The organism is uncultured Fibrella sp. (genome assembly GCF_964250085.1).
Classification (GTDB): Bacteria; Bacteroidota; Bacteroidia; order Cytophagales; family Spirosomataceae; genus Fibrella.
Window position 1 is genome coordinate 190,517 of sequence record NZ_CAXUEC010000002.1, and the last position, 24,503, is coordinate 215,019.

Below are 24,503 nucleotides of genomic sequence, written 5' to 3' on the forward strand. Positions count from 1 at the left end.
GACAGAATATACAGGATTCGTTCAGCCACTTAGCTGGCCTGTAAATCTTGTCAGTCCTGCCAAAAATTCGGCAAGTCTAGTCGATCAACACCCGTTTCGGAACCTGATGTCTGCTTCCAAACCTTATAGGGTTAAGAAGAAGCCGTATCTTTGCACCCTGAAATGACCTGCGTTACGCCGTGATCTATAAAGAATATAAGAATCTTGACTACGCCCGGTTGGCCGATGAAGTACTCGACCACTGGAAACGTACCCACGCGTTTGAACAGTCGGTGAAGCTGCGCGATGGGGCCGAAACTGGTCCGACACATCGGTTTACCTTTTACGAAGGACCACCCTCAGCGAATGGCATGCCCGGCATTCACCACGTGATGGCCCGGACGATTAAAGACATTTTCTGCCGGTACAAAACTCTGCAGGGTTTTCAGGTCGACCGGAAAGGTGGCTGGGATACCCACGGCCTTCCCATCGAATTGCAGGTCGAGAAAGAACTGGGCATTACCAAAGACGATATCGGCAAAACGATCAGCGTTGAGGAATATAACCAGAAATGCCGGGAAACGGTGATGCGCTTCACCGACCGCTGGAACGACCTGACCGAGAAAATGGGCTACTGGGTTGATCTGGAACACCCGTATGTCACCTACGAAAACAATTATATCGAGTCTGTCTGGTCGCTGCTCAAGAAGCTGTACGACAAAGGCTTACTCTATAAAGGCTATACGATCCAGCCCTTCTCGCCAAAAGCCGGAACGGGCCTGAGTTCGCACGAACTGAACATGCCGGGTACGTATCGCGATGTGCGGGATACAACCATTGTGGCCCAGTTCAAGGTAAAACCCAACGGCAAATCGGGCTTCCTGTTTTTCGATTCCGACGATGCCGACGTATATATCCTGGCCTGGACAACCACGCCCTGGACCCTGCCCGCCAACTCGGCCCTGACCGTTGGCGCCAACATCGATTACGTGCTGGTGAAGACGCTCAACCCCTACACGCACCGGCTGGTGCATGTGGTGCTGGCCAAAAATCTGGTAGGTCGCTGGTTCAGCGAGAAAGCAAAAGTAGAGACAGAGAAAAGTCTGGCGGCGTTCGAGGCTTACCTGCCAACGGACAAAGTTATTCCCTGGTCGCTGGTATCGGAGTTTAAAGGGCAACACCTCGAAGGCATTGAATACGAGCAGTTGATGCCGTATGTACAACCTGCCCCGTCGGAAGGCAAGCCGTTCCGGGTCATCCTGGGCGATTTCGTGACGACCGAAGACGGTACGGGCATTGTGCATACCTCGCCTACGTTTGGGGCCGATGACTTTCGGGTTTCGCAGCAAAACGGCATTCCGGCTATCATGGTGAAGGACGAAACCGGCAAGGACGTACCTATTGTGGATCGTCACGGGCAGTTTGTCGCCGAAATCACCGACTATGCCGGTAGGTACGTTAAAGAGGAATATTACAGCGACGAAGAGCGGGTCGATCCTGAGTTCAAACCAACGGATGTGCTGATTGCCATTCAGTTGAAAGAAGAAAACAAGGCGTTCCGGGTAGAGAAATACGAGCACCCGTACCCGCATTGCTGGCGGACGGACAAACCCATTCTGTACTATCCGCTCGATAGCTGGTTTATCAAAACTACGGCCGTGAAAGACCGGCTGGTGGAACTGAACAAGACCATCAACTGGCAACCCGAGAGCACCGGCACCGGCCGGTTTGGCAACTGGCTCGAAAACCTGGTCGACTGGAACCTGAGCCGCAGCCGGTTCTGGGGAACACCTCTGCCCATCTGGCGCAGCGAACCAACGCCGGGCGTGAAGCAGGCCGAAGTTTGTATTGGATCGGTGGAAGAATTGCGCGGGTACGTTTGGGAGGCGCTGGCTACCGATGTGCTGACCGACGAGCAACGGGCAAAGAATGAAGCATTCCTGTCAGCGCATGCTGCAGGTACGTTCGATCTGCACCGCCCCTATTCCGACGAGATTTATTTCGTGTCGGAAGACGGACGGGTGATGCAGCGCGAGCCGGACCTGATCGACGTGTGGTTCGATTCAGGGGCGATGCCGTATGCACAGTGGCATTATCCGTTCGAGAATCAGGACGTGTTCGAGAAATCGTTCCCGGCTGATTTTATCTCGGAAGGGGTCGATCAAACGCGGGGCTGGTTCTTCACGCTGCACGCCATCGCCGGTATGCTATTCGATTCAGTAGCGTTCAAGAACGTGGTGTCGACGGGGCTGGTGCTGGATAAGAACGGCAACAAAATGTCGAAGCGCCTGGGCAATGGCATCGACCCGTTCGAGACGCTGGGTACGTATGGGGCCGACGCCACGCGCTGGTACATGATCACCAACGCCGAGCCGTGGGACAACCTGAAATTCAACCTCGACGGGATCGCCGAAGTGCAGCGCCGCTTCTTCGGCACGCTCACGAATACGTACAATTTCTTTGCCCTGTACGCCAACCTCGACGGTTACCAAATCGAGCAGTTCGACCGGATTCCGCGCGAGCAACTGCCCGAACTAGACCGCTGGATTCTGTCGAAACTGAATACGCTGATCAAGGAAGTCACGGAACAGTTCGATGGCTATAACCCAACGAAAGCCGGGCGGCTGGTGCAGGATTTCGTAAACGATCAACTCTCGAACTGGTACGTTCGGCTATGTCGCCGCCGTTTCTGGGCGGGTGCGGCCGACGCTTCGGAAATGAGCACGGATAAACGGGCTGCTTACCAGACCCTGCAACACTGCCTCGCCGCTGTTGCCCAGTTGATGTCGCCCATTGCCCCGTTCTACGCCGACTGGCTCTACAAAAATCTGACGGAATCGGTGCGGGACGAGTCGATTGCCAAAAACACGCCATTCCAGCATGATTCGGTGCATTTTACCGATTGGGCAACGGCCGACGAAAGCTGGATTGATACCGATCTGGAAACGTCGATGGCACTGGCGCAGCAGATTAGTTCGATGGTTCATGGCTTACGGAAGGGCCACAAGCTGAAAGTTCGTCAGCCCCTGTCGCGCCTGCTGATTCCGGTACTCACGCCCGATACGCGTCGGCAGATCGAACACGTCGCCCCCATCATTCAGTCGGAGGTGAACGTGAAGGCGGTGGAATTTGTAGATGATGCCAGTGGCATTCTGACGAAGAAAGTGAAACCGAACTTCAAGGCGCTTGGTCCGAAATTCGGGAAGCAGATGAAGGACGTTGCGGCAGCCATCACCGGCATGAGCAGCGATCAACTGGCCGACCTGGAACGTACCCAGCAGATTGAACTGGCAGGTTTTGCCATTTCGCTTTCAGACGTGGAAATCCTGACCGAAGATATTCCGGGCTGGGTTGTCGCCACCGACGGACCGCTGACGGTAGCGCTCGACGTGAACGTGACTGATGAGCTACGCCGCGAGGGCATTGCCCGCGACGTGGTGAACCGGATTCAGAACCTGCGGAAAGACCAGCAGTTTGAGGTAACTGATAAGATCCGCATTGAGCTTGAACGCAATAACGAGTTGCTGACTGCTGCCGTAGAAGCCAACAAAGCCTACATTCAGCAGGAAGTGCAGGCCGTTGAACTCGCCCTCGTAACCGGCCTGAACGGATCAGCCGTCGACATCGAAATGGACGAGTTTGTGTTGAAGGTGAAGATCGAGAAAGTGTAGATTATTCGTTTTGCTGCTTATTAAAAAAGCCACTAGGGGATATCTCCGCTAGTGGCTTTTTTAATAATTGATTTATGTTGCTTTTGCTGTAGGCCCTTCGACAGGCTCAGGGTGACAAGCCCACTCAAGGTCGTCATTTACATTCTTGAGTCTCCTGTCACCCTGAGCCTGTCGAAGGGCCTACAGCAAAAGCAACATAAATCACCTTTATGCCTACGCCGTGAACTCGTACTGCGTCAGGCCGAGAATGCGGCTGGTGTGTTCGCGCATTTGCTGCGTCAGTTCGGCGTCTTTTGCCAATGACTGACCGAAACTGGGGATCATTTTGCGGAATTTCTCCTGCCAGTCGGCCGATTGCATCTCGGCGGGAAAACACTTGTTCAGCAGGTCGATCATGATCGACACGGCGGTTGACGCGCCCGGCGACGCACCGAGCAGGGCGGCAATGCTGCCATCGGCGGCGCTCACCACCTCGGTACCAAATTCGAGTACGCCACCTTCTTCGTCATCCTTTTTAATCACCTGCACCCGCTGACCGGCAATTTCCAGTTCCCAGTCACTCAACTGAGCTTCAGGGAAATACTCGCGCAGGGCCGCCAGTTTGTCTTCCGGCGATTGCATCACCTGCTGAATCAGGTATTTTGTCAGCGAAATGTTGTGCAGACCCGCCATCAACATCGGCGCCAGGTTATTCATCTGAATCGACTTGGGCAGATCAGAATACGACCCGTTTTTCAGGAATTTCGTGGAGAAACCGGCGTAGGGGCCAAACAGCAGTTCGCGCTTGCCGTCGATCATGCGCGTGTCCAGGTGCGGAACCGACATGGGTGGCGCACCCACCGACGCTTTACCGTATACTTTAGCCTGATGCCGTTCGATAATGTCCCGGTTGAGGCAACGCAGCCATTGACCACTGACGGGAAAACCGCCGTAGCCCCGGCTTTCGGGAATGGCCGACTTTTCGAGCAGCCGCAACGAACCGCCACCCGCACCGATAAAGACGAACTTGGCGTGTACATCACGCGTGGCCCCGGTCGTTACATTCTCTACTTCGATCTTCCACCCGCCCAATGATTTCGACCGCCATATTTCGTGTACGTCATGGGCAAAATGAATCGTCACGCCGGGCATTTCTTCCAGCCGACGGAACATAGCCCGCGTTAGTGTACCAAAATTCACGTCGGTACCCATATCCATCCGGGTGGCGGCTACGGGTTGAGCCGGGTCACGACCGTCCATGACAAGCGGGGTCCAGTCGGCAATTTTGGCCCTATCTTCCGTGTACTGCATCCCTTGAAACAGGTGCGACTTTGTCAGGGCTTCGTGCCGATGGCGCAGGTACGTTACGTTATCATCGCCCCAGACAAAACTCATGTGTGGGATAGGACGGATGAAGTTCGGCGCATCTTTCAGGAATCCTTCTTCGACCAGGTGCGCCCAGAATTGCTTCGATTGCTCAAACGACTCGGCAATCTTTACGGCCTTCGAGATTTCGATCGTCCCATCCTCTCGTTCGGGCGTGTAGTTGAGTTCACAAAAAGCGGAGTGACCGGTGCCGGCGTTGTTCCAGGCATCCGAACTCTCGGCAGCAGCCTGATCGAGCCGCTCAAAAATTTGAATAGTAATATTGGGGTTTAACTCTTTGAGCATTACCCCGAGCGTGGCACTCATGATGCCCGCCCCTATTAAAATAACGTCTGACGATTGAACGTGTGCGTCTTTTCGTTTTCCCATGCTTGTTGTTGAGCAGCTAATCGCCCCTGAATAAAGACCAAAAACAGAGGCCTGTTGTTCCCCAAAACCCGGTAAAATACCAAATTCCTGCGCGTGTAGAACCCTGGCAGGATACGGTTGTACAATTGTTAGCCAATGGGCCTCAGAACACCAGCAGCGTCAGCTAAAGCCCATCGCGCAATTGGTAAAATCGGACGGTTCGTGTTTCGGATTGCATCGGTAGAAGCTGCCCGGTCTCCTGCTTTGCCTACTATGTCTCGCTTTCGTATTCCCGGCCTGATCGGCAGTCTGTGCCTGCCGTTACTAGCTGCTGCCCAGCCCAATCCCGCCCGCCCCGACCTGCGGCAGGGTGCCTATTACTCCGAAGCGGAAGGGGCAAACCGATTGGCCGACACCGCCAGAACGTACCTGACCCGCGCCGCCTGGGAGCAACGCGCTGCCCTCTTGCGCAAAGGCCTCCACGAGGGGATGGAGTTAACCGAAAAACCAGCGTTTGTTCCCCTGAAGCCGCTACGCCATAGCGTTCGGCAACTCGATGGATACACGGTTGAAAACGTAGCGTTCGAGAGTTTACCAGGCATTTTTGTAACGGGAAATCTGTATCGTCCCACTGGCCTAACCGGCAAGCATCCGGGTATTCTTAGCCAGCACGGCCACGCCAAAACGCTGGATGGCCGAACGCCCGAATCGACACAGCAGCGGTGCGCTACCCTGGCCCGGATGGGTGCGGTGGTGTTTGCCTACGATATGATTGGCTACGGCGACAGTAAGCAGTGCGATCACAAAATCCCTAAAGCGTTGAAGCTCCAGGCCATGAACGGCATTCGTGCGCTCGATTTCCTGGTCAGCCTGCCCGATGTCGATCCTGCACGCATCGGCGTCACCGGCGAATCGGGCGGGGGTACACAGGCGTTTATGCTGGCCGCACTCGACCAACGCGTGACGGTAGCGGTTCCGGTGGTGATGATATCGGCCCATTTTTTTGGCGGATGCCCCTGCGAAAGTGGGATGCCGGTGCACAAACGGCCCACCCACGAAACCTCTAATGCCGAACTGGCCGCGCTCATCGCTCCCCGTCCGATGCTGCTGATTTCAGACGGTAAGGACTGGACGAAGAACACGCCATCCGTAGAATATCCGTTCATGCAGGGCGTGTACCGGCTCTATGGGGCCGAAGAGCAGGTCGCCAACGTGCATCTTCCCGACGAGGGGCATGATTACGGTCCCAGCAAACGGTTGGCCGCCTACACGTTTCTGGCAAAACACCTGGGGCTTGACCTCACTCGCGTACTAAAAAACGGCCAGCCCGACGAGAGCCGGAATACCATCTTTCCGGGCGATTCACTGCGGGTTTTCACCGACCAATACCCCCGTCCCGTTCAGGCTGTGCTGGGCGATGAAGCTGTGTCGGCCCTGCTGAAGTAAAGCATCCGGCGCTGTTTTTAGCAAGCAGCCTCAGGTACGTTATTATACGCCGCGTTGCCGTTTCAGTTCGGTGATCTCAAAGTCGAACGGGAGTTCGTTCATGCACTTGAAATGGCCCTGCGGGCATTTGGCATACCCTATCTTTGAACAGGGCCGACAGGGTAATCCCTTGTTTTCCAGGACCACGTACGGCGTTTTGTAGGGATACATACCAAAGGCGGGCACCGTATTTCCCCAGATCGAATACACCTTCTTTTTCAATGCCGCGGCGATATGCATCAGGCCGGTATCGTGGCTGAAAACAACACGCGCACCCTGCAACAACGATGCCGACTGATTCAGGTTGTACTGGCCGCAGGCGTTATAAATCAGGCCCGGACCAAGTGCCGCTTCCATGAGGGCACCCGCCGCCTGATCTTCCTTTCCGCCCAGTAACACCACCGGGTAATCGATCTTGTGGCAGAGTTCGATCATCCGCTCGACGGGTAGTTTTTTGGTCGCATGTTGCCCCCCAATGGCGTAGGCAACGTACCCAGTCTGGTGCGTTGGCGGCAGCCAGTTCTGCTCAATCTGGTCTTTATACGGAATGAAATAATCCAGCCCTTTCCCATCGTTGGCCACCCCCAGGGGCAATACCGTAGCCAGGTAGCGATCAACGATGTGCAGATCGGGCAATGTATTGATTTTCAGACGTACCAGCAGCCATTTGTTCAGGTTCAGCTTCTCGAACGAATAGGCTTTAGCACCCAGTTGCAGTTTAATCAGGCGGGTGCGCAGGTTCTGATGCAGATCGATGATGTAATCGAATTTTTCGGCCCGCAACTGACTCACCAGCGCCGGTAATGACCCCTCCAGATAATGCCGTTTATCGATATACGGGTTATCTTCCAACAGGGTGGCAAACGACCGTTTAGTGGCGTAATGCACCTCCGCATCGGGCATCTGCTGTTTCAGACACCGTACTACGGGGGTCGTCAGCACGATATCGCCGATCGACGAAAAGCGAAGGATGAGGAACTTGGTAGCCATAGCGGCAAAATTACATCTAAAAAGGCCACCACCGCGGTTTGATGCGCGTGCGGTTATCACCCTCCACGCAGTTGACACAGGGCGGGGGTGGCGGCGAGGGTGGCGAGGGGAGAGGAATAATATAGTTGGGGGGGCCTACTCCCTTTGTCCGGTCAACCACATGCGGAATCTTTTGTGAGCCAGACGCACTAAAATAGCCGATTATCGTTTCTTTAGGATCGGTCAACGAGACAATGTTCCCCTGTAAGGAAGCGGGGGCCGCGTCGAAGATTCCGCCATTGCTGCTCGTCAGACTCTCGATCGTTTTGTAGTGCACGTAGGCTTCCCGCGAGAGACTGAGCTGCTCAACCTCCATGTAATAGCCAGCCGTTGACGTATAGGGTGCCCTCGTCAATGGCTGACGGCTAATCGATTTACCGTTGATCTGCTCATCAGATGTTGCATTGTTGCAGTTGGCACCCCGGCAACGCACAATATCCCAGCAGGCCTGGCAGCAGTCGTAGCCGTACTCTGTGCTTATTCCACCGGTAGTTATCGTTCTTGTTTCGCAGATAGACAGGGGTTCGAAGTGCGTCCAGATCCAGCGGTAATAATTGCCGGAGGTGGCGGGGTCTTTGGTGTCCAGGTAAACATTGAACCCTTTATCAATGGCCGTGATACCGGCAATGGGCTGTTCGGTGTATTCCTCGTAGATGCGATCGATGGACGAAACCGGAGTTATCTTTTCCGGTTTCGACTCGTACCGCCGCCCGTCGGGCAGCACAATAGATAGTTTATAGGTACGTCCCTGCTTTCCCTGATAAGTGGCTGGCGTGCGGTAAACACCCCGCCCGATCTCAAGAAAATCCTGCCTGCTACCCTGCTCGTCGGTCACATACACGGTAGCCCCAGTCACGATATAGTTGACCGCCGCAACGGTAAAGTCAGACGAGTAGGTAAGCGTCACCTGGTATGGCCCCGGTTGATCCGTAATGTAGCCATCGACAATGAGGGCTTTGTACCCCAATGAGCGCACATCTGGCTGGTAGGGAGTTACACAGGCGGTCAGCCAGCCTACCAGCATCAGAAGCAGCACCCTGCGGTTGATAATTCGCGTATTTTTCATCGTTGAGAAGCAAAAACTGAGGGTCTTACTGCTGCCCCTACCTGGCTAAAAAGGCCACCATCGGGGCTTGATGCGCGTACGGTAATCACTTTCCTCACAGGCGGCGCAAGGCAAAGGAGGACCCGGCGGCACTATTGGCGACGATTTAATATTGGGTGAACCCTGCCCTTTTTTCCTGTCTACCACATAAGGCATTTTCTGGGCACCAGCTACGCTGAAGAAGCCGAAAACGTATTCACCGGCGTTGGTCAGTGACACTATGTTACCACGTACCGTGGTTGGCGCTGAATCGAATATACCGCCGTTGCTGGCCGTCAGGTTTTCTATCGTCTTGTAATACGTGTAGGCTGCTCGGGAGATCAGCAGTTGCTCTATTTCCAGGTAATATTTTTCGTACGACGTAAAGGGCACCCGTACAATGAACTGGCGACTGATGGAGTTGCCATTCACGGCTTCGTCGGACATGGTATTGATGCAGCCTGCACCTGTGCAATTGGTTACCGTCCAGCAGGGATCGCAGCAGAAAAAACCAATTTCGGTAGACACATTATTGGTAATGGTCACCCGGGAATTGCAGAAAACGAGTTGCTCGAAATTGGTCCATTTCCAGCGGTAATAGTCGCCGGTCGTAGCGGCGTCTTTGGTGTCGACATACACGTTGAACCCTTTATCGAGCACCGTGGTATTGGTTATTTCCTTCTGTGAATATTCATCATAAATCCGGTCGATGGGTGGAGCAGCCCGAAGTTTTTCAGGGGCCGATTCGTATCGTTTTCCATCAGCCAGCACGATGTTCAGCTTGTAGGTACGTCCCACCCGGCCCTGAAACGCAGCGGGTGTCCGGTAGATGCCGGGGGCTACCTCACTAAAATCCTGCCGGCCGCCGGTGTCGTCGGTCACGTATACCTTAGCTCCACTTGCCCGCAGGTTAACGGCCGTATTGGTGAAGTCAGACGAGTACGAAACGCTCACCTGGTGAGGGCCGACTTGATCCGTGATATAGCCATCGACAACCAGGACGCTACCGCCCAGGGATTTCGTTTCGGGTTGATAGGGAGTGATGCACGCAATCAGGCAACCGTACAGAAGCACGTACGCGAATGTCCGGAGAGCCAGGCGATAGGGTAGCGTAAATTGTCGTTTCATAAATCGGTGGTACGTGGCTGGGGAAGTTCCCTAAAACCGAACATTGTAGGTTAGTGAAGGGAATATTGTACCGAATATCGACAGTTTGAAGGCGTCGCTTAGCTGGCGCGGATCATACTTATAAAAGACCGAATAGGCGTTTTTATGGGCATATACGTTGTAGATCGAGAAGTTCCAGCTTTGTTGCACCTTCCGTTTTTTGGCGGGGTCCTGCTCAAACAGCATCGAAAAGTCGAGGCGGTGGTAGTCGGGAATCCGTTCCTGGTTGCGGTTCACATAAATAGGAACCACCACGTTGTTGATGCGCGCCCGTCCATACGGCTGGGTAATTGGTCGGCCAGTACTGTAGGTAAAATTCAGCGACATACTAAACCGCAAACTGGGCCGGTAGGTAGCAGTCGCGTTGAGCGTGTGTGGTTTATCGAAGTTGGCCGGATACACCTGCCCACCATTTACCTGCTGCTCGGGAAACAGACTGTTGATGGTCAGCAGGGTACGGGCATAGGTGTAGCTGACCCAGCCCGTCCAGGCGCCTTTATTTTTGCGAACCAGCATTTCCAGGCCATACGCCTGGCCTTTACCCTGCAACACGTCTGTTTCGGGCGCCGGGTTCCGCTGTAGATTCGCCCCATCGCGGTAGTCAATGGCGTTGGTCAGGGTTTTGTAGTATACTTCGGCCGAGGCTTCATATTCGTTCTGCTTCCCGTTCATGAAATAGCCCAGCGACCATTGATCGGCAATCTGCGGCTTGATGTTGGCATCACTCAGGACCCAGCGCGAGGTGGGCAATGCAGCCGTAGTGTTGGACACCAACTGGATATACTGCCGGATCCGGTTATAGCCAAACTTTACCGAGCGCCCCTCGCCAACATTTACCCGCACGGCCAACCGGGGTTCAATTCCCCCGGCGGTGTGGTAAATGGTGCCGGCCGCGTAGGGCGTAGTGGCCGTGGCTGTACCGGGCAGGCGGGGCAGGTCAGTGCCGTAGGTACGTGCCGTTGTTGGTCCGTCGTTGAGCAGCGTTGAATACCGAAGACCACCCAGCACCGACGTGCTTTCGGATAGTTTCCATTCATCCTGGGCGTAAACAGCCAGCTCAAAGGCCCGTTCGGTGGGCAACGCAAAAGGGAGGGCGTTTGAGGCAGGACCGGGCGTGAGTTTGTTTGGCTGAATATAGTAGTCGATACCACTGATGCCAACCTGCACTGCATGTCGGTCGTTGAGAGCGATCGTCAGGTCGCTTTTAAGTTGTTTATGGAGAACTTCAGCTACCAGACTAAACTGGTTGGCCGAATCGGGAGCCGATGTTTCGGTACGATACTGACTCCAGACCGCCGTTGTTGTCAGGTTAAATCGACTGTTGATCAGGTAGTTCCAGCGAACGGTGCCGGCCAGTGTCTGATAATCGAACTGTGTCGACGAGGCATTGATTTCTACACCCGAGAGCGAATCAGACGGGAGCTTGAACACATCGCGACCGTAGTAGCCTGTGCTGCTCAGCGTATGTTTTTCGGATAGTTGCCACTTTAGTTTGGTGGTTAAATCATAGAAATTAGCCCGTGTGCCACTCAGGCTGGCGGGGCCGATGCTGAACAGAAAGTCGTTGAACGACACCCGCGTAGCGGCGAGCATGGTCAGCTTGTTTTTAATAATCGGCCCTTCTACCCCGGCCCGGCTCGATACAATTCCGATACCCCCATAGGCCGACCACCGTTCTGTTTCCGGCTCTTTTATTTTGATGTCGAGCACCGATGACGCCCGGCCGCCATAACTGGGCGCAATGCCTCCCCGGTGTAACGTCAGGTCACGGACAATATCGGGGTTGAAAACGGAGAAGAAACCCAGCAGGTGACTCGTGTTGAACAGCGGGGCGTCGTCCATCAGCACCAGGTTCTGGTCGATGCTGCCGCCCCGCACGTTGATGCCCGTTGCGCCCTCACCCACAGAGGTAACTCCTGGCAAGAGTAACAGGCTGCGCACCACGTCGACTTCGCCCATAAAAGCCGGAATCCGTCGAATATTCTTGATGCTCAGTTGTGTAACCCCCAGTTCTACTTTCCGAACGTTTTTATCGGGCGCTTCTGTCTGCACCACCACCTCCTGAAGATACTCAGTGTCGTTTGCCAGATCGATATTCAACAGCACCTGCTTATTCAGCACTACCTCGACCACCTGGCTAACGTACCCAACGTGTGAAATTCGAATTGGGTACGTACCTGCGCGAAGCGGCAGGATGAAGAAACCGTCTTTGCCCGTAACTGTACCCGCCCGGGTCGACTGAACGAAGATGGTAGCCCCAACAACGGGTAGGTTCGTTCCCGCCTGCCGAACGTAGCCCGACAGCGAATATGTCTCCTTTGACTGACTAAGAGCGGGCCGGGTGATTGAGAAAAACGTGAGTAGTAGTAACGTAGCGTAGCGCAGCATGCAGAGCGGTTAAGGAATTCCTCTGTCAAAGCAGTCTAAACGGATCAATTTACTTTGAAAGCCAACAATTTATACATGAAAATTAACCAATTAATCAACTATCACCCGCTTTCATAACGCTACGCATGATTACCTACCTATGCATAGCACCTGCCCTGAGTTAGAAGTAAGTAAATTTTCTGGCAGCGACGTACCTGACCCCGGCAGTTTTCTGGTCGGCGATCAACTGTTTATCACCAGTTCCAGCTTGGTTCCTCGCCCGGTAGCCGACTGGATATCCAGAAAACCACCCATCGCCCTGGCTCGCTGTTTCATGCTCGACTGCCCGGTTCGCTGACTGGGCTTGTCCGTATCGAAACCCCGTCCATTGTCTTCAATGATTACTTTCAGTTGCTCTTTATCATGGCCAAACCGCATAGTCGCTTTCGTTGCTTCTGAGTACTTAACCAGGTTATTGATTGCCTCTTTACTAATCAGGTACAGGTTCTGACGAACGTCCATCGAGATAGGCAGGCTTTCCAGCCCAGGATCGCTGATCACCGAAAACTGAATCCCTTTCGATTCCATCAGCGGTTGAGCGTACTCCTGCAACCGCAAAATAATCCGCTGTAAGGAGTCATTACCGGGATTGATCGTCCAGATGATTTCGTCGATCACTTCCAGAATCTGCCGGGCATCGGTGTTGATCTTGTTGATGGCCCGCTCTACCGTTTCGGGCCGGTTCTGGGCGATCAGGTCATTGACCATACCACTCAGCAGCGAGATACTACTGAGGGTACTGCCCACTTCGTCGTGGAGGTCGTGGGCAATTCGTTTGCGCAGTTGTTGCGCTTCCTGCAACCGCCGCAGCCGGGCCCGGTTCAGCAGCCAGGCCGTTACGGCTACACCCAGCAACAACAGCAGCACCCCGCCAATGAGCAGGGCATTGGTTTGAAACCGACGCCGGTCCAGTTCGTCATCCCGGAGCTGCGCCTGTTGCCGAAGGAGTTTAATCTGCTGTTCTTTTTTTTCGGTTTCGTAACGGGCAATCAACCGCTGCACTTCGGCATTGGTGCGCACGGTAGTTGTTGAATCGATGAGCTTGTTTTTCTGCAACTGGAGTACGTACGCCTGCTGGTAGTTGGTCTGCTGGGCATACATATCGGCTAGCCCCTGCGTGTATCGTTTCAGATCATCTTTGTAATTGTTCTTCTCGGCAATAGCAATCGCTTTCTTGTAGTAGATTTCCGCTTTTGGGTAAGCTTGCTGGTCGACATACAATTGGGCCAGCGTACCATAACTGGTACTCAGGCCAAGCGGCTGTTGTTGCTTTTCCAATAATCGGAGCGCCTGCTCGATGTATTTCACTCCTTCGGCAGGGCGGTTCAGCAGGTGCATGTCGTTGGCGATACCATCCAATGCATCAACCTGAAGCAGGTCAAACTGCATGTCGCGGGCCAGTTTTAGCGATGCCTGATGGTGGGTCAGCGCCTGCTGTGGCTGTTTTAGATCCTGATAAAAATCGCCCAACTGATTTTCAAAAATGGCAATTCCCCGTTTGTCCCCATTCTCGCGGAAGATCGTTTCCGCCTCCCGATAGTAGGGAATAGCCTGTTGCAGTTTACCCATTTTCACCAGGGCTCCCCCAATAAGCCGGTGGGGAATGGGTGCGCGGGGCTTGAGCTTGAACTGCTCCTGAATGGCAATAGCCTGAAGAGCCGTTTGCAGCACCTGCTCGTTATGGCCCAGCTTATCATGGCCGGAGGCGATATTACACAGGGCACCGTAGATGATTCTGGGAGACAGTTTGTGCTGCTCGGCCGTGGTCAGGGTACGTTGGAAATAAACCATTGCCTGCTCATAATCGGCCTTCATGTAGCTGATCATGGCCCGGTTTCGGTGAGCTCCCACCACCCTTGGCCAATCGTTGATTCGGGTGGCCACATCCACCATCTGTCGGCTTAGCGAATCGGCCCTGACGTAGTCGGCTTTTTTGTAGACCAGTTCGTAGATGACTTTGTCCATAGCCAATGTGTAGGCTGAATCAGTAGGCCGGTGGGTAGTCAGATAACCGAGTAGTGAATCAAGGGGCTGGGCGGTCTGGCCGCTGACGTTCAAACTACCCATCAGCAGCGTACCGAGGCAGACCAGTCGTACGTAACCAGTTTTCATTGATCGTTGGAGTTTAACGACTAGTTACTACATTATTCAGTATCAGACAATAACTTGTTTATTAAAAGTATAGTCCATGAACAGATTATACAGGGCCTGCTATCTAATCGAACTAGTGGCTATGTATGCCAGCATCAAACAGACTTGCAGAAAGGCTCCAAAGCACTTTGATTATCAGTCTATTGAACTAGAAATAACCTCGTTTCCGAATCAGATCAGGCCAGGGCTTTTCTGGTAAATCGGTCGGCTAGCCAGTAGACGGCGTAGGTAAAAACGGGGGCAGCCACCACATCGGCGGTGTAATGTACGCGTTGAATCAGGACGCAGATACCCACGATGGCGGTTCCGATAAAGACCAGCCAGCGGTCGAGGGGGCGCACCAGACAGAGGGCCATGAGGTAAATGCTGGCCGTATGGCCGGAAAAGAACAGGTCTTTGGTGATGAACTTTGCCCCGTAGAAATAATTGCTGAGCGGATCGCGCAGTTCGATCAGGCCGGGGGGCGGGTCGAGCGGGGTAAGCCCGATGCTGATGATCCGGGCAATGAACAGAAACGCGTAGGCCCAGATGAAGCGCAGGTACATGAGCGGTGATTTCTGCACCCGGTAGATCAGCAAGAGAGCCGCGCCCCAAAGACTCAGAAAAACAGCCAGTGACACGTCATGCCGGGGCAACGCATTCAGCACGACATCATCTAGTACGATGCCGTTTCGGGCTTCGATTTTAGCCAGATACCAGGGCCACATGGCCAGGAGCGCGCAAACAAGCAACAGGCCACCAATAGCTATTCGGCGAAAATCAGGTCGTTGCCAGGCCTCCTTCCAGCGCACGGAATGGGCATCGTTAACCAGCGTATCGTTCAGGGATTCATTCATAAGGGGCTGCAAAGATACATCAACAATAAAAAGCCCGGCAACCAGAACAAACATGTCTGATTACCGGGCTCTTTTGAGGAGTAGTTGATTGGTGACTAAGTGATTGGTTAACTGGTCTTCAACGTCCAAATAACCAATCATCCAATTACCTAATCAATACAGTACAGGTTTGCCTAGCGTTTCTTCGTTTTCAACTGCTGTTGCAGGGCCTTGATCTCTTTCGCCTGCTGAATCAGGTGAAGCGTTAGTTCTTCGTTTTTCTGCACCAGCGTAGTGAGCAATTTGGTTAGCTCAACGCCTTTGTCGGCCATTTCGGCGGCAGCAGGAATGCCCGGCAAATGGCCGTTTTGCCGAATGTATTTTTCCACTTCGCTGAGTGGCTGCAAGGTGTATTGCTTCTCGAAGACAAAATCGGCCCACTGGCTGGCCGACTGGGCACGTACTACCAACTGATTGGTCGACAGTTTGTTGGCTAACACTACATCACCCCTATCGGATACGGTCAGAAACTTTTCGGTAACCGTTTTTTGGGCGGGCGAATGGGCGGTCAGGTTCGTAAACCGCAGGCCGCTTTGGTTCTCGGCCCGGGCGGTCAGTTCCAGCAGGCTCTGCGGCGACGAATTACCGATGCCGACGTTTACGCCATTACCCAGAATGAGCGCATTGCTGCTCAGTACCCGCGCATTGGCACCGATGGCCGTAGCGTTGGATAATCCCCTGCCACTGCTGCTGGCGTTGAACCCCAGGTACGTGTTATGGTCACCATCCAGATCCAGCGGGCCGGCTCCAACGCCGATGCCACTGTTTCCACGACCGCCGCGCAGGCTTTGCCCGGCATTGTAGCCCATGAATACATTATCGCTGCCATCGATATTGTTCTTCCCCGATTCAAAGCCGACAAACGTGTTGTTTGAGCCGATGGTGTTGGGGAAACCAGCTTTCAGGCCCATAAAGGTATTGCGTGCCCCGGATGTGTTACCCTGCCCCGCCTGACTACCCAGAAACGTATTGGCTGTTGCGCCACTGGCCAGCGTCGTGCTTTGCCCGACATACAGGTTCGTCGTGCCGTTGTCGGAACTGATTGCCACGGGTGTATTGTCGGGAACAACGATCTGGCTCTGAGCCAGTACGCAATTTGCTGATAGTGTACTCAGCAATAAGAAGGTAGCGGTGAATTTCATAGACTGGTGACCAGGAATGGACTTAGGGGCAAGTTACATGAATTTCACAAAATTACTCACGGTGTTTACTACCCATTTTTTAAACTAGATGTGAACTATCAAACGCATATGAGTACTAGATAACTGCGGCGATTGATCGGGTGTCTATATGGCGCGGTGTTTTGTGGCAGATACCACGTCTATACTCAAACTTGCAGACTGAAGTCCGCGTTACAGTAATGATCACTTAACCGTTTTATGACAACACCCGAACAGGCCGTATCGGCGATCCAATCTGGTAATCGCGTTTTTATTCACAGTGTCGCTCAGACGCCCCACGTGCTGATCCAGGCGATGGTTGATCAGGCCGACCGCCTCCGCGATGTTGAAATTTGCCATATTCATACCGAAGGCCACCTCCCGTATCTGGAACCGCAATACAAGGGTATTTTCAAACCGAATTCGTTTTTCATCGGGGCCAACATGCGGCGGCAACTGGCGCAGGGCATCGGCGACTACGTACCTGTGTTCCTGAGCGAGATTCCCCTGCTTTTTAGCCGGAACATCCTGCCCATAGACGTAGCCCTGATCCAGGTGTCGCCGCCCGACGCCCACGGCTATTGTTCGCTGGGGCCGTCGGTCGATGTGTCGCTGGCGGCTATCCGATCGGCCAAGTACGTGATTGCGCAGGTAAACCCACGGGTGCCACGTACCCACGGCGACGGGCTTATTCCGTTCTCGATGCTACACGCCACCATCGAGGTCGACGAACCGATCTATGAAGTACGCCCCGGTGAGATCGACGCCACCGACCGCAAGATCGGGCAGTACGTGGCTAGCCTGGTTGAGGATGGGGCTACGTTGCAACTGGGCATCGGTGGGATTCCCAACGCGACACTGGCCGAGCTGATTCACCATAAGGGGCTGGGTATTCATACCGAAATGTTTACCGATGGCATTATCGACCTGGTAGAGCGGGGCGTAATCACGGGTGAACACAAGACGGTGCTCCCCTACCGGATCGTGTCGAGCTTTGTGATGGGTAGTCAGCGCGTGTACGACTTCATCAACGACAACCCGGCGGTGGCGATGAAGCAGGCCAGCTACACCAACGATACGGCCATCATTCGCCGCAACCCGAAGGTAACGGCGATCAACTCGGCGATCGAGATCGACATAACGGGTCAGGTTTGCGCCGACACCATAGGTACCATGCAGTATTCGGGCGTGGGCGGACAGATGGATTTCGTCCGGGGCGCTTCATTATCCGAAGGCGGTAAACCCATCATCGCCTTGCCTTCTGCCACCAGCAAAGGGCTGAGTAAGATTGTTCCGTTTTTGAAAGAAGGCGCTGGCGTAACCACCACCCGCGCCCATGTGCATTATGTGGTGACGGAGTGGGGCATTGCCGATTTATTCGGGCAAAACCTCCGTCAGCGCGCCCGGCTATTGATCAACATTGCACATCCAGATCACCGCGAAGAGCTTGATCGTCAGGCATATGAGCGATTTGGCCGCTAGCCTCAATTAGTTGATGCAGTGGCAACGAGTTCTGGTTGACAGGGACATTGCCAACATATTGGCTGGGTCGATCAGACAGAGTGCCTCAGTAAACGCAGGGCAACCCGTAGGCGTGTTTTTACCGTGCCTACGGGTACGGCCAGTTCCGTGGCCGCTTCCAGTTGCGTGTACCCGTCAACGTAAATAAGTTTGACCAGTTGCTGATGCTGCGGCTGCAGGCGATCAATGAGCTGGCTGAGCCCGATATGGTCAAGGTTTATAGCGGGCGTCCAGTACTGTTGCTCGATGTAATACCGGTTGTCATCATCAATCGACATAAGCTGAACGGCTGTTGGCTGGCCTTTGGTTTTACTGGCCCGGACAACATCAATAGCCGTATTTCGGGCAATATTACACATCCACGTAAACAGGCGTCCTTTACCGGTATCGAACCGGTTGAGGTGCTGCCAGATTTTGATAAATACATCCTGAAGAACATCCCGCGCCTGCTCAGGATCATGCACAAACTTGAGTATATGAACGAGCAGCGTTACCGAATACTTCCTGTATAGCCAGCGAAAAGCCCGCTCATCGCGGTGGCGTAAGTGCTCGATCAGAATAGATTCGTCTTTGAACGGCGATCGGTTAGGAGACATGTTGGGTGTTGCTGATAGTGGTACGTATGCCTATCGGGGACGGACTGTTCATGTTTTAATCAAAATTTAGTAAACCCTTGGCTACAGAATGGGTTTGGCAAGATAGATTGCCACTAATCAACGCTATATAAACCGCTGTATGTCAATGCGCTTCTCTCTAGTCATGCTCGCTCTGATGGTAACACTGGCTGGTGGTGCCTGCAAACAGGACACCCTGGCACCTACGGGTGGTCTAAAAATTACGTATACGCTCAATCAGGCGCTTCCCTCTACATCGCTTGCCTTTTCTCTTGCCACAGAAGCACTCTACGGCAAAGGTCCTTCTCTGACCACAAACGGCACTATCCAGGCAATCTCAGCCACACAGTATCAGATCGTTATCGACGACTTAAATCCAGGAAACTACGTTATTTCTTTCAACGCCTCCAACAATACAGTGCAGGTTACGGGGGGTAAACAGAGAGAATACAATTTCCGATAGCTGCTTACCGTACCGGTGTTGATTCAGATCAATTCGGCGGTACCAAAAAGCACCGAAAATGCTTTACACCAAATCAGAACGTACCGCTGTTTGGCAGGGTCGGCGCCGGCCGGTAATTCGACGGAGAAATTGCCGCTGTTGGTCAATCGACTTACCTCGATGAAGTTGCGCAGGCCCGTGGTTTCGGCCAGATAAATTCGCAAATCGGGACCGCCATCGCTCTGAAAGTCCGTAAAGACGAGCGACTGTTTTCCGTCTTTTTCGTAGACCCGAACCGTTCCCCTAACGGTATGCACGCCGTTCATAAACAGGCCTTTCGAGCGCAATACCTGCCCGGTCGAGTCGATAGTCACTTTGGTTGTAGTTGTACTGCTCTGAGGCGTCGTTATAACCACCGGCGCAGGGTCGACGGTGGCCTCTGTAGACCGACAGCCAGCCAGCACGCCAGTCAGCAGAAGTAGGGCAATTGATAAGTATGATATCATGGTTCTGTTGGTTACACTGGTTTACCATTTGATGAAAACACCCGCATTGTACGAGCGCGCGTAAGGCACGTTTTCGCCGGCCAGCGCGCCTATTACGCTGGCTGTCAGGCCAAACCTGTCCGGCACAATGTCGTACGCGGCCTTCACACCAGCACCGAGGTACATCTGGTTGTTCAGGTACGTACCTGAGAATTGATACGCTTCGGTATTGAAAAACGGGCCGTTTTTGGCTGGCAACCGGAAGTCGAGCGTACCAGCCAGCCATAGACGCGGATGTACTTTGTAGCCGAACTCGCCGTTCAGTTTCAGGAAATTGCTGTAGTTCTGCGTCATGAACCCGTAGCCCGCTTCGGCATAATAGTAGGTACGTTGCCCACCCGACCCCAGCGACAGGTAGGGCATCACGGTCCACCCTTCGTAGCCGGTGCGTAGCCCAAGCCGGTCGTTGTTGGTAAACGTATTGGCCAGCGCATCCACGCCAACGCTCAGTTTAACAGCGCCTTCCAGCAGTGCCCGTTTAACGCCCAGCCCGATGTTACCAACGCCCGACAACGTACCTGCGGCCACGGGATTGGCCGACAGGTTCGTACTGGTTCCGGTGCTAAGCAGTTTGTAGGGCAACACACCGCGAACTTCCCAGCCTTTGGCAAATCCATATTCCGCATACAGTTGCAGGGTCACATCGCTGGTGTTGCGAAAGACGGCCTGTTCAGCCCCCGCTGAGCCATATACGGCGTTGTAATAGAGACCGGAATACCCAATCTGGAGAAATCCTTTTCGGTATCCCCGAACCCAGGGGCCACCGGCCATCGACAGGGTCGAGAGGGTCAGCAGCAAGAGCGACGTTAGTAAGAAATGGCGCATGGTCATCATGGTCGATTAAATCAGTGGGCGTCTTTATCCTGAATGGTTGGCCAGATACCGTCGGCTTTTTCGATATAACCCGGCCGGTCTTTGTCCCAAATCGCTTTCACTTTGGCGTTATAATTCAGGTACAATTTCCCGCCGTTGATCGTCCAGGCGTCGGGTTGGGTGGGCGCTTTGTGTCCTTGCGACGTACCGTAGGCGCAGTAGCCGCCATATTGCGGCACATACTGATCGGGGGTCGCCTTAAAGGCGTCGCGATTGGCGGCCGAAGCAAAATACCAGTTGGCACCCCGGTAGCTGTAAGCCAGTGTCGAATCGCCCATAACGGGTTTACTTTCGGTAAAATAGGCCACCGGATCGTAGCCCCGAATGGCTTTTCCAGCCGTGGCAAAAACGGGCGACTGCTGAGCAAAAACCGTGTTGGCGGCTAGTAAGATGGCAATAAATGCCAGACGAAAACTTGTTAATTTCATGATTGATTGGTATTTAATCAGTTGATTTATTGACGTTTACTGTCCGAACAGCTTCGGAAATAGTTAGTTGTTGACGAATGGCGTCGTGGATTAAGTCGGGCCGACGCCAGGGAATGAAGTGGTTCATCTTGGGAATCATCTGAATGGTCACCGGCGCGTTTATCAGCATACGTTTGGCGAAAGCGGCGTTTCCGGGCGGCACCAGTGAATCGTCCTCGCCCTGAATGACAATTACCGGCACCCTGATTGTCGCCCAGAGCGGTTGCATGTCCAGTAGCTCGTCCTTCAGGGCCATAATTTCCTGGTTACTCACATCGAATTCTGTGGGAAGCCACTGCCGGAATGGAAACACGGTGCCAATGGGGCGATACCACTCCTGCTTTTCAAGCGCCGGATCAATAGAAGGAGCCACTAAAATCAGTCCGCCTACCTGGTTCGGGTAATCCATCGCCAGCCGCACGGCCACGGGTCCGCCCAGCGAATGACCCACCAGAATCGGCTTTTGGCCAGCCCTGTTTTGTCGAAGCAGTGGTGCAATAGCAGCGGCCTGTCTCTGGAGCGACCGCTCAGCCTCACCCAGCCCTGATTTACCAAACCCCGGCCGGTCAACGGCCACCAACTGAGCGCGGTTGTACAGTGTGGAATCGGCAAAGAAGTCGATAAACGCATCCCATGAGCCGGGTGACCCATGAATGAACAGGACCATCGGCAACGTATCTGCCCCAAGTTGAGCATAATGCAGAGGCTGCCCCTCCTCGCCGACTATACCAAACGTAGGTTTCACCGGTTTGTCAGCGAAGTAGCGTTCGATTTTTCGATCCGACATCCGCAGCGATACACACTGAGGGAGCAACATCACGAGCAATAACAGGCAAACGAGTAGCATACGCCAGCGGACTATTCGCGCCCACCAGGGCCTTAACCGGTTCATATTGAAACATCTACGGATTAATTAATCAGCAACAGAACCGCCTGCCACAGGGCCATCCCGATAAAGGCGATCCCGGTTAGTCGATTGATCCATCGCCCGTTCAGATAGTATACAATGCGCTGCCGTTGCCAGTTGGCCAGCAGCGCCACGCTCATCAGCAGGGCGAAAGCACCCGCCGACGTACCCAGCGCAAACACCCACTGACTGGCCGCATAACCCACTGGCACCAGCTTATGACTGCTCAGGTACAGCCACACCGCCGACCAGAACGGCAACAGTTGCGGATTGGTCGCCGCCAGCAATGCGCCTTTCCAGAACGGGAACGACGTACCTGACGCCGTCGACTGATTCAGCACCACAGGCTTCTGCCGAAACGAAGCGATGCCAGCACCCAGCAACACGGGAATGGGCGCGTACATCAGCACCACCCACCAGCGCGAATCGGTCGGAATCAGCATCAGGCCACCCGCCGCCAGGGCACTGTAGGCAATTTCGGGCAGGCTCCCTCCCAGCGCCAGCCACAGGCCGGCACGCCGGTTCTGGCTGAGGGTCATTTGCACCACGGCCATGTTGACCGGACCAGGGTGAACAGACCCCGCAAAACTGATCAGGCTGACGATGAAAAAGAGCAGTAGCATAATCTGAAAGAATTTGAAGGGTCATTCATTGTCATTAAGTGGTCATTTGCCTGCGGCGTCATTGATAGCCAGTCATTTATGATTATTCGATCAATGACCACTTAATGACAATGAATGACCACTTAATGACTCATAGCCGCTGCGTGCTGAACGGTTGAGTAGGCCACGCCGAAGTTTGGCGGCAGGTTGACGGTCGGAAACGCGCTACGAATCGCCACCTGAATCAGGGCCATGTGATGAATGGCGTGTTCGATGTTGTAGAGCAATTCGCGGGCAAACGACGACGGAATCAGCATCGTTTCATCACCCGACACCGACAGGTCAGCTTCCAGATCGAGGGGCAGGTTGAGGTCAATCCGATGAATGAGCCGGTCTACGGCACCAATCCGGCGCAGGGCTTCGTCGGTGCTGATCTCCAATCGGAGGTCGCGCTGCCGCCGGTCGTAGTTCAAGTGGCCCGTCTGAATGCTGTTGACCAGCAGTTCATAGAATTCAAGAATATGCCGGACGTGTTTGCCAATGGTGTTACCAGTAAGTACGGGCAACGGGTGGGCGTATTCACGATCAGGCAATTGGCCGATTACGTCGGCGAGTTGCATCAGAATATCGGTGCTGGCAGATTTAAGCGACATAGCGGGTTGATGAAAGGGTTGGGTGAGAATCAGTGTGTGGCTGTAGGTACGTTCTTCCGACCCATCAGGCTTTGCCGGAGGCCAAGGAGGATCGGAACCCACTCGAACCGGGTCAGCCAGAGAATGGCTGAACAGCTAAGGGCTACCACCACGGCCAGGAAGAATAAGTAGCCGCCGTCGCCCAGTACGTCGATGCCCAGAATGGTCAGGTGCGAGAGAATAGCACCGGCCATCACTCCCAGGCCGATTCCTGCGCCGATCCAGCTTGTACGGGGAATCAGAATCAGCACCGATGCAATGAGTTCGACAATACCGGAGCCGATGCGTCCCCAGGGCTCAACGCCCAGTGTTGAGAAAATGTAAACCGACTCAGGTTGAGCCAGAAACTTGAAATACAGCGTCTGAAGAAGGATGATAGCGGCCACCAGACGAACGGCCCACAGCAGGTACGTGATTGACTTGTTCATGGTATTGAGGGGATGGATTGGGTATATTGGATGTAGGAATTGCGGTAAGTTGATCTGAGGCTAGGAAGCCTGTACAAATTTCATCCAGCTAGCGTCGGCTTTTTTGTGCAGGGCTGACTCGTCTTTGTTCCACTTGGTCAGGGTGTTGTTGATGAAGGAATGGTAGAAGAGAAACAGCTTGCCATCGACCAGTTTGAACGTTTCGGGATCGACTTCCACCTTCTCACCGGCGGCTCCCATCGCGTAGGCACACCAGCCACCATACTGCGGTTCGTAACGGTCGGGGCTATCCTGAAATGCTTTCTGGTTGGCTGCCGAAACAAATCGGTAGGTTATGTTTTTATAAGTGAACGCGTTGGAAGCCGACCCTTTCACGGCCTTGTTCTGGGTGAAGTACGCCACCGGATCATACCCTTGAAGGGCCAGGCCGTTATCGAGATTGAACTGCTGTTTCCGAACGGCCGGGTTCGATTGAGCCAGGGCCGATGCGCTCGATAAGGCAGTAAGAACGATGAATAAAAGGGCAACGAATTTCATGAGACAGTATGGTTGGTTGATTGTAACTGACAGCACCGATGCAGGCTGCTGCTGATGCCAAGTCAATTTCCAAATACTGTTCCAGCTATGCCAAAGCTCTAAAAAACGCCTCAGGTTGGCTGAAATCGGCAAAA

The 24,503-nt window shown here is 53.9% G+C and carries 21 protein-coding genes; 4 read left to right on the plus strand and 17 right to left on the minus strand.

What is annotated here, in order from left to right; translation table 11 throughout:
• The first annotated feature begins 179 nt into the window (after window positions 1–179).
• Window positions 180–3,650, plus strand: a complete 3,471-nt coding sequence (ileS, locus tag ACFE8Q_RS06295) for an isoleucine--tRNA ligase (protein ID WP_375444519.1) — start codon at window positions 180–182, stop codon at window positions 3,648–3,650.
• A gap of 213 nt (window positions 3,651–3,863) precedes the next feature.
• Here the strand turns inward: ileS and ACFE8Q_RS06300 are convergent, their stop codons facing one another.
• Window positions 3,864–5,510, minus strand: a complete 1,647-nt coding sequence (locus ACFE8Q_RS06300; RefSeq protein WP_375445141.1) for a malate:quinone oxidoreductase — start codon at window positions 5,508–5,510, stop codon at window positions 3,864–3,866.
• 126 nt (window positions 5,511–5,636) lie between these two features.
• On the opposite strand from ACFE8Q_RS06300, the gene ACFE8Q_RS06305 reads away from it, so the two are divergent.
• The gene (locus tag ACFE8Q_RS06305) at window positions 5,637–6,809 is read left to right on the plus strand and encodes an alpha/beta hydrolase family protein (protein ID WP_375444520.1); all 1,173 of its coding nucleotides are present in this window, start codon (window positions 5,637–5,639) and stop codon (window positions 6,807–6,809) included.
• A 42-nt stretch (window positions 6,810–6,851) separates the two neighbouring features.
• Here the strand turns inward: ACFE8Q_RS06305 and ACFE8Q_RS06310 are convergent, their stop codons facing one another.
• From ACFE8Q_RS06310 to ACFE8Q_RS06340, 7 genes are all read right to left on the minus strand, one after another.
• Window positions 6,852–7,838 carry a glycosyltransferase family 9 protein gene (locus ACFE8Q_RS06310; RefSeq protein WP_375444521.1) on the minus strand — a complete coding sequence of 329 codons (987 nt, stop codon included), beginning with the start codon at window positions 7,836–7,838 and terminating at the stop codon, window positions 6,852–6,854.
• Window positions 7,839–7,854: 16 nt separating this feature from the next.
• The gene (locus ACFE8Q_RS06315; RefSeq protein WP_375444522.1) at window positions 7,855–8,943 is read right to left on the minus strand and encodes a DUF4249 domain-containing protein; all 1,089 of its coding nucleotides are present in this window, start codon (window positions 8,941–8,943) and stop codon (window positions 7,855–7,857) included.
• A gap of 45 nt (window positions 8,944–8,988) precedes the next feature.
• On the minus strand, window positions 8,989–10,089 hold the full coding sequence (locus ACFE8Q_RS06320) for a DUF4249 domain-containing protein (RefSeq protein WP_375444523.1): 1,101 nt from the start codon (window positions 10,087–10,089) through the stop codon (window positions 8,989–8,991).
• 30 nt (window positions 10,090–10,119) lie between these two features.
• Window positions 10,120–12,516 carry a carboxypeptidase-like regulatory domain-containing protein gene (locus ACFE8Q_RS06325; RefSeq protein WP_375444524.1) on the minus strand — a complete coding sequence of 799 codons (2,397 nt, stop codon included), beginning with the start codon at window positions 12,514–12,516 and terminating at the stop codon, window positions 10,120–10,122.
• Window positions 12,517–12,738: 222 nt separating this feature from the next.
• Entirely contained in the window at window positions 12,739–14,667 is a 1,929-nt protein-coding gene (locus ACFE8Q_RS06330; protein WP_375444525.1) for a tetratricopeptide repeat protein, read from the minus strand.
• A 215-nt stretch (window positions 14,668–14,882) separates the two neighbouring features.
• The gene (locus ACFE8Q_RS06335) at window positions 14,883–15,542 is read right to left on the minus strand and encodes a phosphatase PAP2-related protein (protein ID WP_375444526.1); all 660 of its coding nucleotides are present in this window, start codon (window positions 15,540–15,542) and stop codon (window positions 14,883–14,885) included.
• Between the two features lie 173 nt (window positions 15,543–15,715).
• Window positions 15,716–16,723 carry a hypothetical protein gene (locus ACFE8Q_RS06340; RefSeq protein ID WP_375444527.1) on the minus strand — a complete coding sequence of 336 codons (1,008 nt, stop codon included), beginning with the start codon at window positions 16,721–16,723 and terminating at the stop codon, window positions 15,716–15,718.
• Window positions 16,724–16,960: 237 nt separating this feature from the next.
• Between ACFE8Q_RS06340 and ACFE8Q_RS06345 the strand changes: the two genes are divergently transcribed.
• On the plus strand, window positions 16,961–18,223 hold the full coding sequence (locus tag ACFE8Q_RS06345) for an acetyl-CoA hydrolase/transferase family protein (protein ID WP_375444528.1): 1,263 nt from the start codon (window positions 16,961–16,963) through the stop codon (window positions 18,221–18,223).
• 71 nt (window positions 18,224–18,294) lie between these two features.
• On the opposite strand, the gene ACFE8Q_RS06350 is transcribed toward ACFE8Q_RS06345, so the two are convergent.
• On the minus strand, window positions 18,295–18,858 hold the full coding sequence (locus ACFE8Q_RS06350) for an RNA polymerase sigma factor (protein WP_375444529.1): 564 nt from the start codon (window positions 18,856–18,858) through the stop codon (window positions 18,295–18,297).
• 145 nt (window positions 18,859–19,003) lie between these two features.
• Here ACFE8Q_RS06350 and ACFE8Q_RS06355 point away from each other — a divergent pair, with 145 nt between their 5' ends.
• On the plus strand, window positions 19,004–19,339 hold the full coding sequence (locus ACFE8Q_RS06355; RefSeq protein ID WP_375444530.1) for a hypothetical protein: 336 nt from the start codon (window positions 19,004–19,006) through the stop codon (window positions 19,337–19,339).
• 23 nt (window positions 19,340–19,362) lie between these two features.
• Here the strand turns inward: ACFE8Q_RS06355 and ACFE8Q_RS06360 are convergent, their stop codons facing one another.
• The 8 genes from ACFE8Q_RS06360 to ACFE8Q_RS06395 all read right to left on the minus strand — a co-directional run bounded on the left by ACFE8Q_RS06360 (window position 19,363) and on the right by ACFE8Q_RS06395 (window position 24,369).
• Window positions 19,363–19,824: a DM13 domain-containing protein gene (locus ACFE8Q_RS06360; protein ID WP_375444531.1), complete on the minus strand. Its 462-nt coding sequence runs from the start codon at window positions 19,822–19,824 to the stop codon at window positions 19,363–19,365.
• Between the two features lie 21 nt (window positions 19,825–19,845).
• Window positions 19,846–20,688 (minus strand): hypothetical protein, encoded by an 843-nt coding sequence (locus ACFE8Q_RS06365; protein ID WP_375444532.1) that lies wholly within the window; start codon window positions 20,686–20,688, stop codon window positions 19,846–19,848.
• Between the two features lie 20 nt (window positions 20,689–20,708).
• Window positions 20,709–21,164, minus strand: a complete 456-nt coding sequence (locus tag ACFE8Q_RS06370) for a YHS domain-containing (seleno)protein (protein ID WP_375444533.1) — start codon at window positions 21,162–21,164, stop codon at window positions 20,709–20,711.
• Window positions 21,165–21,177: 13 nt separating this feature from the next.
• The gene (locus tag ACFE8Q_RS06375) at window positions 21,178–22,095 is read right to left on the minus strand and encodes an alpha/beta fold hydrolase (protein ID WP_375444534.1); all 918 of its coding nucleotides are present in this window, start codon (window positions 22,093–22,095) and stop codon (window positions 21,178–21,180) included.
• Between the two features lie 17 nt (window positions 22,096–22,112).
• Window positions 22,113–22,733 carry a LysE family translocator gene (locus ACFE8Q_RS06380; RefSeq protein WP_375444535.1) on the minus strand — a complete coding sequence of 207 codons (621 nt, stop codon included), beginning with the start codon at window positions 22,731–22,733 and terminating at the stop codon, window positions 22,113–22,115.
• A 122-nt stretch (window positions 22,734–22,855) separates the two neighbouring features.
• Window positions 22,856–23,365 carry a DinB family protein gene (locus tag ACFE8Q_RS06385; protein ID WP_375444536.1) on the minus strand — a complete coding sequence of 170 codons (510 nt, stop codon included), beginning with the start codon at window positions 23,363–23,365 and terminating at the stop codon, window positions 22,856–22,858.
• Window positions 23,366–23,394: 29 nt separating this feature from the next.
• The gene (locus tag ACFE8Q_RS06390) at window positions 23,395–23,832 is read right to left on the minus strand and encodes a DoxX family protein (protein WP_375444537.1); all 438 of its coding nucleotides are present in this window, start codon (window positions 23,830–23,832) and stop codon (window positions 23,395–23,397) included.
• A gap of 60 nt (window positions 23,833–23,892) precedes the next feature.
• Window positions 23,893–24,369: a YHS domain-containing (seleno)protein gene (locus ACFE8Q_RS06395; protein WP_375444538.1), complete on the minus strand. Its 477-nt coding sequence runs from the start codon at window positions 24,367–24,369 to the stop codon at window positions 23,893–23,895.
• Window positions 24,370–24,503: the final 134 nt, after the last annotated feature.

Bases quoted from the DNA above. Each gene is read 5' to 3' on its own strand.
- ACFE8Q_RS06305 (WP_375444520.1), top strand. From the start codon at position 5,637: ATGTCTCGCTTTCGTATTCCCGGCCTGATCGGCAGTCTGTGCCTGCCG.
- ACFE8Q_RS06310 (WP_375444521.1), bottom strand. From the start codon at position 7,838: ATGGCTACCAAGTTCCTCATCCTTCGCTTTTCGTCGATCGGCGATATC.
- ACFE8Q_RS06315 (WP_375444522.1), bottom strand. From the start codon at position 8,943: ATGAAAAATACGCGAATTATCAACCGCAGGGTGCTGCTTCTGATGCTG.
- ACFE8Q_RS06320 (WP_375444523.1), bottom strand. From the start codon at position 10,089: ATGAAACGACAATTTACGCTACCCTATCGCCTGGCTCTCCGGACATTC.
- ACFE8Q_RS06325 (WP_375444524.1), bottom strand. From the start codon at position 12,516: ATGCTGCGCTACGCTACGTTACTACTACTCACGTTTTTCTCAATCACC.
- ACFE8Q_RS06330 (WP_375444525.1), bottom strand. From the start codon at position 14,667: ATGAAAACTGGTTACGTACGACTGGTCTGCCTCGGTACGCTGCTGATG.
- ACFE8Q_RS06335 (WP_375444526.1), bottom strand. From the start codon at position 15,542: ATGAATGAATCCCTGAACGATACGCTGGTTAACGATGCCCATTCCGTG.
- ACFE8Q_RS06340 (WP_375444527.1), bottom strand. From the start codon at position 16,723: ATGAAATTCACCGCTACCTTCTTATTGCTGAGTACACTATCAGCAAAT.
- ACFE8Q_RS06345 (WP_375444528.1), top strand. From the start codon at position 16,961: ATGACAACACCCGAACAGGCCGTATCGGCGATCCAATCTGGTAATCGC.
- ACFE8Q_RS06350 (WP_375444529.1), bottom strand. From the start codon at position 18,858: ATGTCTCCTAACCGATCGCCGTTCAAAGACGAATCTATTCTGATCGAG.
- ACFE8Q_RS06355 (WP_375444530.1), top strand. From the start codon at position 19,004: ATGCGCTTCTCTCTAGTCATGCTCGCTCTGATGGTAACACTGGCTGGT.
- ACFE8Q_RS06360 (WP_375444531.1), bottom strand. From the start codon at position 19,824: ATGATATCATACTTATCAATTGCCCTACTTCTGCTGACTGGCGTGCTG.
- ACFE8Q_RS06365 (WP_375444532.1), bottom strand. From the start codon at position 20,688: ATGCGCCATTTCTTACTAACGTCGCTCTTGCTGCTGACCCTCTCGACC.
- ACFE8Q_RS06370 (WP_375444533.1), bottom strand. From the start codon at position 21,164: ATGAAATTAACAAGTTTTCGTCTGGCATTTATTGCCATCTTACTAGCC.
- ACFE8Q_RS06375 (WP_375444534.1), bottom strand. From the start codon at position 22,095: ATGAACCGGTTAAGGCCCTGGTGGGCGCGAATAGTCCGCTGGCGTATG.
- ACFE8Q_RS06380 (WP_375444535.1), bottom strand. From the start codon at position 22,733: ATGCTACTGCTCTTTTTCATCGTCAGCCTGATCAGTTTTGCGGGGTCT.
- ACFE8Q_RS06385 (WP_375444536.1), bottom strand. From the start codon at position 23,365: ATGTCGCTTAAATCTGCCAGCACCGATATTCTGATGCAACTCGCCGAC.
- ACFE8Q_RS06390 (WP_375444537.1), bottom strand. From the start codon at position 23,832: ATGAACAAGTCAATCACGTACCTGCTGTGGGCCGTTCGTCTGGTGGCC.
- ACFE8Q_RS06395 (WP_375444538.1), bottom strand. From the start codon at position 24,369: ATGAAATTCGTTGCCCTTTTATTCATCGTTCTTACTGCCTTATCGAGC.